Here is an 11,765-nt window from a genome sequence, read left to right on the forward strand (position 1 = left end):
CCGTTGATGCGTATTCCTCTATTACTTAGCGTCCTCTTTCTGAGTGGCTGTAGCCATATGGCCAACGATAACTGGTCCGGACAGGATAAAGCCCAGCATTTCCTCGCTTCCGCGATGTTGTCCGCAGCCGGCAATGAATATGCGCAGCATCAGGGATACAGCCGGGATCGTAGCGCGGCGATAGGGTTGATGTTCTCAGTCAGTCTTGGAGCATCAAAAGAACTGTGGGATAGCCGCCCCGCAGGGAGCGGCTGGAGCTGGAAAGATTTCGCCTGGGATGTCGCCGGCGCAACGACCGGCTATGCCGTGTGGCAGATGGCGCGCTATTAAAGTCGAATGCCTTTCCCTTTGCGATGCAACATCAGGGAAACAATAAAGGCCAGTGCGCCCATTATCGTTACGTACCAGAAGAATGTCGTTTCACTTCCCCATGATTTAAGCGACAACGCAACGTACTCCGCCGATCCGCCAAACAACGCATTAGCTACCGCATAAGAGAGCCCTACCCCTAAAGCACGTACCTGCGCCGGGAACATTTCAGCTTTCAGTATTCCGCTGATAGAGGTATAGAAACTGACAATCACCATCGCCAGCATCACCAGCGCAAACGCCGCATACGGCGAAGTCACATGCTGAAGGGCCGACAGAATAGGTACGGTACATAATGCCGACAGGCCGCCGAAAATCAGCATCGACGTACGTCGACCGATTTTATCCGAGAGCGCACCGATAATGGGTTGTATGAGCATAAAGACAAACAGCGCCACGGTCATGACTACGCTGGCGACGTTTGCGTGCATGCCGGTGGTGTTCACCAGGTACTTCTGCATATAGGTGGTGAACGTGTAAAAACTGAGAGAGCCGCCCGCAGTAAAGCCCAGCACCATGAGAAAAGCTTTGCGGTTACGCCATAACCCTTTGAATGTTCCCGCCTCCTTCAGCGTTCTGACTTCCTTCTGAGAGGTTTCATCTAACTGACGGCGTAGCCAAAGTGCGACCACCGCCAGTACTGCGCCCATCGCGAAAGGAATTCGCCATCCCCAGGCGTGAAGTTGTTCGTCCGTCAGAATCTGCTGCAGGATCACTACCACAAGAATGGCCAGCAGTTGACCACCAATCAACGTGACGTACTGGAATGAGGCGTAAAAACCTTTACGGCCTTCCAGTGCAATCTCACTCATGTAGGTCGCGCTGGTACCGTATTCACCGCCCACCGATAATCCCTGGAATAAGCGGGCCAGTAATAGTAGCGCCGGTGCCCAGGTACCAATCGATTCATATCCCGGTAAGCAGGCGATCACCAGAGAACCAAAGCACATCATGCACACCGAGATCAGCATAGAAGCCTTACGGCCGCGACGATCCGCAATGCGGCCAAACAGCCAGCCCCCGATGGGCCGCATTAAAAACCCTGCGGCAAATACCCCCGCCGTTTGTAGCAGCTGCGTTGTGGTGTTGCCGGATGGGAAGAAAATATGTGCGAAGTAGAGTGAACAGAATGAGTAGACGTAAAAGTCGAACCATTCAACCAGATTCCCTGAAGAGGCGCTGACGATTGCCCATACCCTTCTTCGGGTATCACTGTTAGCCAGCGTCCCGTTTGATGTAATGCTTTCTGTCATTGTGATTATGCTCCTGCCATAAACAGCGGCGTATTGAGCCAGGAGACTCAATTACCTCGTAAATGAAATGTTATAATTTTGTTATAAATAACATTGCGACAAGGATCACACATTCCATTAGCAGGATAAGGGATTAAGAGAAAGGCCAGAAAGGGTAAGCACAAAGCAAAAAACCCCGCACCTTACGGTACGGGGTTCTTCTAATTGATGCCTGGCAGTTCCCTACTCTCACATGGGGAGACCCCACACTACCATCGGCGCTACGGCGTTTCACTTCTGAGTTCGGCATGGGGTCAGGTGGGACCACCGCGCTAAAGCCGCCAGGCAAATTCTGTTAATCTGTATCAGGCTGAAAATCCTGTCTCTCTCTTCGCCGAAACAGCTTCGGCGTTGTAAGGTTAAGCCTCACGGTTCATTAGTATCGGTTAGCTCAACGCATCGCTGCGCTTACACACCCGACCTATCAACGTCGTAGTCTTCAACGTTCCTTCAGGACCCTTAAAGGGTCAGGGAGAACTCATCTCGGGGCAAGTTTCGTGCTTAGATGCTTTCAGCACTTATCTTTTCCGCATTTAGCTACCGGGCAGTGCCATTGGCATGACAACCCGAACACCAGTGATGCGTCCACTCCGGTCCTCTCGTACTAGGAGCAGCCCCCCTCAATTCTCCAGCGCCCACGGCAGATAGGGACCGAACTGTCTCACGACGTTCTAAACCCAGCTCGCGTACCACTTTAAATGGCGAACAGCCATACCCTTGGGACCTACTTCAGCCCCAGGATGTGATGAGCCGACATCGAGGTGCCAAACACCGCCGTCGATATGAACTCTTGGGCGGTATCAGCCTGTTATCCCCGGAGTACCTTTTATCCGTTGAGCGATGGCCCTTCCATTCAGAACCACCGGATCACTATGACCTGCTTTCGCACCTGCTCGAGCCGTCACTCTCGCAGTCAAGCTAGCTTATGCCATTGCACTAACCTCCTGATGTCCGACCAGGATTAGCTAACCTTCGTGCTCCTCCGTTACTCTTTGGGAGGAGACCGCCCCAGTCAAACTACCCACCAGACACTGTCCGCAACCCGGATCACGGGTCTACGTTAGAACACCAGCCATTAAAGGGTGGTATTTCAAGGTTGGCTCCACGCAGACTGGCGTCCACGCTTCAAAGCCTCCCACCTATCCTACACATCAAGGACCAGTGTTCAGTGTCAAGCTATAGTAAAGGTTCACGGGGTCTTTCCGTCTTGCCGCGGGTACACTGCATCTTCACAGCGAGTTCAATTTCACTGAGTCTCGGGTGGAGACAGCCTGGCCATCATTACGCCATTCGTGCAGGTCGGAACTTACCCGACAAGGAATTTCGCTACCTTAGGACCGTTATAGTTACGGCCGCCGTTTACCGGGGCTTCGATCAAGAGCTTCGCGTTGCCGCTAACCCCATCAATTAACCTTCCGGCACCGGGCAGGCGTCACACCGTATACGTCCACTTTCGTGTTTGCACAGTGCTGTGTTTTTAATAAACAGTTGCAGCCAGCTGGTATCTTCGACTGATTTCAGCTCCACCCGCAGGGGCTTCACCTACATATCAGCGTGCCTTCTCCCGAAGTTACGGCACCATTTTGCCTAGTTCCTTCACCCGAGTTCTCTCAAGCGCCTTGGTATTCTCTACCTGACCACCTGTGTCGGTTTGGGGTACGATTTCGTGTTACCTGATGCTTAGAGGCTTTTCCTGGAAGCAGGGCATTTGTTACTTCAGCACCGTAGTGCCTCGTCATCACACCTCAGCGTTAAAAGGTACCGGATTTACCTGGAACCTCCGCCTACATGCTTAAACCGGGACAACCGTCGCCCGGCTAACATAGCCTTCTCCGTCCCCCTTCGCAGTAACACCAAGTACAGGAATATTAACCTGTTTCCCATCGACTACGCCTTTCGGCCTCGCCTTAGGGGTCGACTCACCCTGCCCCGATTAACGTTGGACAGGAACCCTTGGTCTTCCGGCGAGCGGGCTTTTCACCCGCTTTATCGTTACTTATGTCAGCATTCGCACTTCTGATACCTCCAGCATGCCTCACAGCACACCTTCAACGGCTTACAGAACGCTCCCCTACCCAACAACGCATAAGCGTCGCTGCCGCAGCTTCGGTGCATGGTTTAGCCCCGTTACATCTTCCGCGCAGGCCGACTCGACCAGTGAGCTATTACGCTTTCTTTAAATGATGGCTGCTTCTAAGCCAACATCCTGGCTGTCTGTGCCTTCCCACATCGTTTCCCACTTAACCATGACTTTGGGACCTTAGCTGGCGGTCTGGGTTGTTTCCCTCTTCACGACGGACGTTAGCACCCGCCGTGTGTCTCCCGTGATAACATTCTTCGGTATTCGTAGTTTGCATCGGGTTGGTAAGCCGGGATGGCCCCCTAGCCGAAACAGTGCTCTACCCCGAAGATGAGTTCACGAGGCGCTACCTAAATAGCTTTCGGGGAGAACCAGCTATCTCCCGGTTTGATTGGCCTTTCACCCCCAGCCACAAGTCATCCGCTAATTTTTCAACATTAGTCGGTTCGGTCCTCCAGTTAGTGTTACCCAACCTTCAACCTGCCCATGGCTAGATCACCGGGTTTCGGGTCTATACCCTGCAACTTAACGCCCAGTTAAGACTCGGTTTCCCTTCGGCTCCCCTATACGGTTAACCTTGCTACAGAATATAAGTCGCTGACCCATTATACAAAAGGTACGCAGTCACACCACGAAGGTGCTCCCACTGCTTGTACGTACACGGTTTCAGGTTCTTTTTCACTCCCCTCGCCGGGGTTCTTTTCGCCTTTCCCTCACGGTACTGGTTCACTATCGGTCAGTCAGGAGTATTTAGCCTTGGAGGATGGTCCCCCCATATTCAGACAGGATACCACGTGTCCCGCCCTACTCTTCGAGTTCACAACCTGTGTGCTTTCGTGTACGGGACTGTCACCCTGTATCGCCGGACTTTCCAGACCGTTCCACTAACACACAAGCTGATTCAGACTCTGGGCTGCTCCCCGTTCGCTCGCCGCTACTGGGGAATCTCGGTTGATTTCTTTTCCTCGGGTACTTAGATGTTTCAGTTCCCCGGTTCGCCTCGTTAACCTATGTATTCAGTTAACGATAGTGCAACGAATTGCACTGGGTTTCCCCATTCGGACATCGCCGGGTCAAAGGTTCATATCACCTCGCCGGCGCTTTTCGCAGATTAGCACGTCCTTCATCGCCTCTGACTGCCAGGGCATCCACCGTGTACGCTTAGTCGCTTAACCTCACAACCCGAAGATGTTTCACTTCTGATTGCGAAAATTTGAGAGACTCGAACACACATAACATGTGTGTCGTTTCAATTTTCAGCTTGATCCAGATTTTTAAAGAGCAAATATCTCAAACGTCACCCGAAGATGAGTTTTGAGATATGACGGCAGGTGACTTTCACTCACGAACCAGCAAGTGGCGTCCCCTAGGGGATTCGAACCCCTGTTACCGCCGTGAAAGGGCGGTGTCCTGGGCCTCTAGACGAAGGGGACGTGAAGTCTCAATCGCAAGACGCCTTGCTATTTACTTTTCATCAGACAATCTGTGTGAGCACTACAAAGGCAGGTTCTTTAAGGTAAGGAGGTGATCCAACCGCAGGTTCCCCTACGGTTACCTTGTTACGACTTCACCCCAGTCATGAATCACAAAGTGGTAAGCGCCCTCCCGAAGGTTAAGCTACCTACTTCTTTTGCAACCCACTCCCATGGTGTGACGGGCGGTGTGTACAAGGCCCGGGAACGTATTCACCGTAGCATTCTGATCTACGATTACTAGCGATTCCGACTTCATGGAGTCGAGTTGCAGACTCCAATCCGGACTACGACGCACTTTATGAGGTCCGCTTGCTCTCGCGAGGTCGCTTCTCTTTGTATGCGCCATTGTAGCACGTGTGTAGCCCTACTCGTAAGGGCCATGATGACTTGACGTCATCCCCACCTTCCTCCAGTTTATCACTGGCAGTCTCCTTTGAGTTCCCGGCCTAACCGCTGGCAACAAAGGATAAGGGTTGCGCTCGTTGCGGGACTTAACCCAACATTTCACAACACGAGCTGACGACAGCCATGCAGCACCTGTCTCAGAGTTCCCGAAGGCACCAATCCATCTCTGGAAAGTTCTCTGGATGTCAAGAGTAGGTAAGGTTCTTCGCGTTGCATCGAATTAAACCACATGCTCCACCGCTTGTGCGGGCCCCCGTCAATTCATTTGAGTTTTAACCTTGCGGCCGTACTCCCCAGGCGGTCGACTTAACGCGTTAGCTCCGGAAGCCACGCCTCAAGGGCACAACCTCCAAGTCGACATCGTTTACGGCGTGGACTACCAGGGTATCTAATCCTGTTTGCTCCCCACGCTTTCGCACCTGAGCGTCAGTCTTTGTCCAGGGGGCCGCCTTCGCCACCGGTATTCCTCCAGATCTCTACGCATTTCACCGCTACACCTGGAATTCTACCCCCCTCTACAAGACTCTAGCCTGCCAGTTTCGAATGCAGTTCCCAGGTTGAGCCCGGGGATTTCACATCCGACTTGACAGACCGCCTGCGTGCGCTTTACGCCCAGTAATTCCGATTAACGCTTGCACCCTCCGTATTACCGCGGCTGCTGGCACGGAGTTAGCCGGTGCTTCTTCTGCGGGTAACGTCAATCGACAAGGTTATTAACCTTATCGCCTTCCTCCCCGCTGAAAGTACTTTACAACCCGAAGGCCTTCTTCATACACGCGGCATGGCTGCATCAGGCTTGCGCCCATTGTGCAATATTCCCCACTGCTGCCTCCCGTAGGAGTCTGGACCGTGTCTCAGTTCCAGTGTGGCTGGTCATCCTCTCAGACCAGCTAGGGATCGTCGCCTAGGTGAGCCGTTACCCCACCTACTAGCTAATCCCATCTGGGCACATCTGATGGCAAGAGGCCCGAAGGTCCCCCTCTTTGGTCTTGCGACATTATGCGGTATTAGCTACCGTTTCCAGTAGTTATCCCCCTCCATCAGGCAGTTTCCCAGACATTACTCACCCGTCCGCCGCTCGTCACCCGAGAGCAAGCTCTCTGTGCTACCGCTCGACTTGCATGTGTTAGGCCTGCCGCCAGCGTTCAATCTGAGCCATGATCAAACTCTTCAATTTAAGTTTGATGCTCGTGAATTAAACTTCGTAATGAATTACGTATGTTCACTCAGAGACTTGGTATTCATTTTTCGTCTTGCGACGTTAAGAATCCATGTCACTTTGAGTGCCCACACAGATTGTCTGATAAATTGTTAAAGAGCAGTGCCGCTTCGCTTTTCGCAGCGGCGCGGGGTGTGCATATTACGCTTTCCCGCTTCAGAGTCAAGTGATTAATTTCGCTTTTCTCTGCTGACCCGGCGGCGTGTGTGCCGTTGTTCCGTGTCAGTGGAGGCGCATTATAGGGAGTTATTCCGAACCTGCAAGGGTAAAGTGAAAATTATTTACTGACTGCTCACTTTCCAGGCAAATCTTACTCCAGACCTCAATTTTCGCCTGGTTTTTAAACAAAAACGAGCCGCAAGCGGCTCGTTTTTGCGTTTTGTGACTTACTGCACTGCCACAATACGATCGTCGTTGGCTTCCAGACGGATAACTTTGCCCGGAATCAACTCTCCGGAGAGGATCTGCTGCGCCAGCGGGTTTTCGATCTGCTGCTGGATAGCACGTTTCAATGGACGCGCACCGTACACCGGATCGTAACCATTCTCGCTCAGCAGCTTCAGGGCCTCGTCGGAGATGTGAATTTCATATCCACGCTCTTCCAGACGTTTGTACAGACGCTGCAGCTGGATCTGCGCAATCGACGCAATATGTTTCTCACCCAGAGGATGGAAGACCACCACTTCATCAATACGGTTGATGAACTCCGGACGGAAGTTATGGCTCACGACACCGAGCACCAGATCCTTCATATGGCTATAGTCCAGTTCACCGAAACGTTCCTGAATCAAATCGGAACCCAGGTTCGAGGTCATGATGACAACCGTATTACGGAAGTCGACCGTTCTCCCCTGTCCGTCGGTCAGACGGCCATCATCCAGCACCTGAAGCAGGATGTTGAACACATCCGGGTGCGCTTTTTCCACCTCATCCAGCAGGATGACGGAATAAGGGCGACGGCGAACGGCTTCCGTCAGATACCCCCCTTCTTCATAACCAACGTATCCCGGAGGCGCGCCGACCAGACGTGAGACGGAGTGTTTCTCCATAAACTCGGACATGTCGATACGCACCATCGCATCGTCGCTGTCGAACATAAAGTTAGCCAGCGCTTTACACAGCTCGGTTTTACCGACCCCCGTCGGCCCCAGGAACAGGAACGAACCAATCGGACGGTTTGGATCGGACAGCCCTGCACGGCTACGACGAATAGCGTTCGAAACCGCTTCAACCGCTTCGTTCTGGCCAATCACCCGATTATGGAGATCTTGCTCCATACGCAGCAGTTTTTCACGCTCGCCTTCCAGCATGCGCGCCACCGGAATACCGGTCCAGCGAGCAAGCACTTCCGCGATTTCCGCATCCGTCACTTTATTACGTAACAGACGCATCGTTTTCCCTTCTGACTGCGTCGCTATCTCAAGCTGTTTTTCCAGCTCAGGAATTTTGCCGTACTGCAGTTCAGACATCCGCGCCAGATCGCCGACACGGCGAGCCTGCTCAATGGCAATTTTAGCCTGTTCGAGTTCAGCTTTAATGGTCTGAGTGCCGGAAAGGGATGCTTTCTCGGCTTTCCACTCTTCTTCCAGCTCAGAGTACTGGCGCTCTTTATCGTCCAGTTCTTCATTGAGCATATCCAGGCGTTTCTTACTGGCTTCATCAGACTCTTTCTTCAGCGCCTGCTGTTCCAGCTTGAGCTGAATGATGCGTCGGTCGAGCCTGTCCAGCTCTTCCGGTTTCGAGTCAATCTGCATACGAATGCTCGAAGCCGCTTCATCAATAAGGTCGATCGCTTTATCCGGCAGCTGGCGGTCAGCAATGTAACGGTGTGAAAGCGTCGCTGCCGCAACGATAGCCGGGTCAGTGATCTGCACGTGGTGGTGCAGTTCATAGCGCTCCTTCAAACCACGCAGTATCGCGATGGTATCTTCAACGCTTGGCTCAGCAACAAACACTTTCTGGAAACGACGTTCCAGCGCAGCATCTTTCTCAATGTACTGACGGTACTCGTCGAGCGTGGTGGCACCGACGCAGTGAAGTTCACCGCGCGCCAGCGCAGGTTTCAGCATGTTCCCGGCATCCATCGCGCCGTCCGCTTTACCCGCACCGACCATAGTGTGCAGTTCGTCGATAAACAGGATAACGTTCCCTTCCTGCTTCGCCAGGTCGTTAAGCACGCCTTTCAGACGCTCCTCAAACTCACCGCGGTATTTCGCACCGGCCACCAGCGCGCCCATATCCAGCGCCAGTACGCGGCGGCCTTTCAGGCCTTCCGGCACTTCGCCATTGACGATACGCTGCGCCAGCCCTTCAACAATGGCGGTTTTACCGACACCCGGTTCACCAATCAGCACCGGGTTGTTCTTGGTACGACGCTGCAGTACCTGAATCGTACGGCGGATTTCTTCGTCACGGCCGATAACCGGATCAAGTTTGCCCTGCTCAGCACGCTCGGTCAGATCGACCGTAAATTTCTTCAAAGCCTGACGTTGGTCTTCGGCTCCCTGATCGTTCACGCTTTCACCTCCGCGCATTTTCTCAATCGCCTGAGTCACATTGACGGTGGTCGCACCGGCAGATTTCAGCAGGTCGGTCAAGGTACCGCGTGATTCAAGCGCCGCCAGAACAAACAGCTCTGACGAAATAAAGTTGTCCCCACGTTTTTGCGCCAGCTTGTCGCAAAGGTTAAGCACGCGCACCAAATCCTGAGACGGCTGAACGTCGCCGCCGGTACCTTCTACCTGCGGTAAACGGCTCAGCGCCTGATCGATAGCGGTGCGTAACTGGCCAGCATTAATGCCAGCGGACGTTAATAAAGGACGTACCGATCCCCCTTCCTGATTCAGCAAGGCGCTCATTAAATGAAGAGGTTCGATAAACTGGTTGTCGTGCCCCAGTGCGAGGGACTGGGCATCGGCGAGAGCAAGCTGGAATTTATTAGTAAGACGATCCAGACGCATAACTCCTCCCATAACAGGTCAAATTTGCTACTGGAGATTAAATGAGGTCATCCCTCAATTATTCAAGGTTAATGACCTGAATTATGTGAAAAGAAAACGGCACGTACCGGATCGTCTTGATTCTTTAGGTTATATCAGCCAAATGAAACTTGCCATACGCCCCGTGGTCTTGTCGCGACGATAGGAGAAAAAATCACCCTTTTCGGTGAATGTGCAGCGATCGCCGCCGAAGATCTGCGTCACACCAACGTTATTTAGACGCTGGCGGGCGAGCTGGTAAATATCAGCCAGATATTTATCCCCCGAAGGCAGGAAGGCTTCAACCGCTTGCGGATCTTTTTCCATAAAGGCTTCGCGAACCTCTGGCCCCACTTCGAAAGCGCGAGGACCAATGGCCGGGCCAAGCCAGGCCATAATATTGGCTGGCTCATCGCTAAAGCAGGCGACAGTTTCTTCGAGCACGCCTTCACACAGACCACGCCAGCCCGCGTGTGCTGCAGCCACCTCGGTACCTGCACGGTTACAGAACAGAACCGGCAGACAATCGGCGGTCATCACGGCACAAACGGTTCCCGGAGTATTACTGTAAGAGGCATCAGCGCGTTTAGAAGCATAGGGTTCTCCCGTCAACTTCAGCACCGCGTTACCATGAACCTGTTCCAGCCAGACCGGTTTCCACGGCAAGTTCCCCGCAGCAAACAGACGTCGGCGGTTCTCTTCAACATGTTCCAGGTTGTCGCCACAGTGCGCACCGAGGTTCAAAGACTCCCACGCGCCCTGGCTAACACCGCCAATACGGGTTGAACTGCAGGCGGCCACGCCTGCAGGCAATGGCCACTCCGGGACAATCAGTTTGGTCATAACCAGTCCACTTGATCCTTATGTTCTTCGAAATCAGCACGCATGGCGTCGATAAGATCCACCATATCCTGCGGGATAGGCGCATGCCACTCCATCTGAATACCGGTGATAGGGTGGTAAAGACGCAGCATAGTCGCGTGCAGCGCCTGGCGATCGAATTTACGCAATACGCTGATGAACTCATCCGATGCGCCTTTAGGTGGACGCGGACGACCACCGTATACCTGATCCCCGACCAGCGGATGGGTAATGTGGGCCATATGCACGCGGATCTGGTGAGTACGTCCGGTTTCCAGACGCAGACGCAGGCGCGTATGAATACGGAAGTGCTCCATAATGCGATAGTGCGTCACCGCCGGTTTACCCATCGGATGCACCGACATATGGGTACGTTTGGTTGGGTGACGGCTGATTGGCTCTTCCACCGTTCCGCCAGAGGTCATATGCCCAATGGCTACCGCTTCATACTCGCGGGTGATTTCGCGCAGCTGCAGCGATTCCACCAGACGGGTCTGAGCAGGAACGGTCTTCGCCACCACCATCAAACCGGTGGTGTCTTTATCCAGACGGTGCACGATGCCCGCGCGCGGAACATCCGCGATCGGCGGATAATAATGGAGAAGTGCGTTAAGTACCGTACCGTCAGGGTTCCCCGCGCCCGGATGAACAACCAGGTCGCGCGGCTTGTTGATCACCAGAATGTCATCATCTTCATAGACGATGTCCAGTGGGATATCCTGCGGCTCGAAGCGGATTTCCTCTTCGATTTCAGCATTGATGGCGACAGCTTCCCCACCTAACACTTTCTCTTTTGGTTTGTCCCAGATCTTGCCGTTTACCAGCACGCGCTGGTCAAGGATCCATTCTTTTATGCGTGAACGCGAATAATCAGGGAACAATTCGGCCAAAGCCTGATCTAAGCGTTGACCGAGCTGATTTTCGGAGACTGTTGCGGTGAGTTCTACTCGTTGTGCCATAAACTGCTTCTTCGTTTAACGTTGGGTTTTACGGCTTTGCCGTTTAATATAGTGTGCTATTGTAGCTGGTCTTAATCGGGAGCAGGAACAGAGTTTCTCCCGGACAAACATTTGAGGAAAGTCAAAA

The 11,765-nt window shown here is 53.1% G+C and carries 5 protein-coding genes, 1 tRNA gene and 3 rRNA genes; 1 reads left to right on the forward strand and 8 read right to left on the reverse strand.

Annotation, left to right across the window (positions count from 1 at the left end):
* Positions 1-6 precede the first annotated feature (6 nt).
* Positions 7-330 (forward strand): YfiM family lipoprotein, encoded by a 324-nt coding sequence (locus tag HB664_RS20210; RefSeq protein WP_059347155.1) that lies wholly within the window; start codon positions 7-9, stop codon positions 328-330.
* Here the strand turns inward: HB664_RS20210 and HB664_RS20215 are convergent.
* The 8 genes from HB664_RS20215 to rluD all read right to left on the reverse strand — a co-directional run bounded on the left by HB664_RS20215 (position 327) and on the right by rluD (position 11,638).
* Positions 327-1,622, reverse strand: a complete 1,296-nt coding sequence (locus HB664_RS20215) for an MFS transporter (RefSeq protein WP_029741120.1) — start codon at positions 1,620-1,622, stop codon at positions 327-329. The genes HB664_RS20210 and HB664_RS20215 overlap by 4 nt on opposite strands.
* A 209-nt stretch (positions 1,623-1,831) precedes the next feature.
* Positions 1,832-1,947, reverse strand: a 5S ribosomal RNA gene (gene rrf, locus HB664_RS20220).
* A 69-nt stretch (positions 1,948-2,016) separates the two neighbouring features.
* Positions 2,017-4,916, reverse strand: a 23S ribosomal RNA gene (locus tag HB664_RS20225).
* A gap of 182 nt (positions 4,917-5,098) precedes the next feature.
* Positions 5,099-5,174 (reverse strand) — tRNA-Glu (locus HB664_RS20230).
* Positions 5,175-5,258: 84 nt separating this feature from the next.
* Positions 5,259-6,798, reverse strand: a 16S ribosomal RNA gene (locus HB664_RS20235).
* Together the 16S, 23S and 5S rRNA genes with 1 tRNA gene alongside form the textbook arrangement of a ribosomal RNA operon.
* A gap of 428 nt (positions 6,799-7,226) precedes the next feature.
* Complete coding sequence (clpB, locus tag HB664_RS20240; RefSeq protein ID WP_048977006.1) at positions 7,227-9,800, reverse strand: ATP-dependent chaperone ClpB; 2,574 nt, start codon at positions 9,798-9,800, stop codon at positions 7,227-7,229.
* Positions 9,801-9,929: 129 nt separating this feature from the next.
* Positions 9,930-10,661 (reverse strand): purine nucleoside phosphorylase YfiH, encoded by a 732-nt coding sequence (yfiH, locus tag HB664_RS20245; protein ID WP_219940107.1) that lies wholly within the window; start codon positions 10,659-10,661, stop codon positions 9,930-9,932.
* The gene (rluD, locus tag HB664_RS20250) at positions 10,658-11,638 is read right to left on the reverse strand and encodes a 23S rRNA pseudouridine(1911/1915/1917) synthase RluD (protein ID WP_023308866.1); all 981 of its coding nucleotides are present in this window, start codon (positions 11,636-11,638) and stop codon (positions 10,658-10,660) included. The genes yfiH and rluD overlap by 4 nt, the downstream gene beginning before the upstream one ends.
* Between the last annotated feature and the right edge of the window lie 127 nt (positions 11,639-11,765).

It is taken from the genome of Enterobacter sp. DNB-S2, from assembly GCF_019443845.1.
GTDB classification, from domain to species: domain Bacteria; phylum Pseudomonadota; class Gammaproteobacteria; order Enterobacterales; family Enterobacteriaceae; genus Enterobacter; species Enterobacter asburiae_B.

Excerpts from the sequence above, each read along its gene's own strand:
- HB664_RS20210 (WP_059347155.1), top strand. The coding sequence starts at position 7 with ATGCGTATTCCTCTATTACTTAGCGTCCTCTTTCTGAGTGGCTGTAGC.
- HB664_RS20215 (WP_029741120.1), bottom strand. The coding sequence starts at position 1,622 with ATGACAGAAAGCATTACATCAAACGGGACGCTGGCTAACAGTGATACC.
- clpB (WP_048977006.1), bottom strand. The coding sequence starts at position 9,800 with ATGCGTCTGGATCGTCTTACTAATAAATTCCAGCTTGCTCTCGCCGAT.
- yfiH (WP_219940107.1), bottom strand. The coding sequence starts at position 10,661 with ATGACCAAACTGATTGTCCCGGAGTGGCCATTGCCTGCAGGCGTGGCC.
- rluD (WP_023308866.1), bottom strand. The coding sequence starts at position 11,638 with ATGGCACAACGAGTAGAACTCACCGCAACAGTCTCCGAAAATCAGCTC.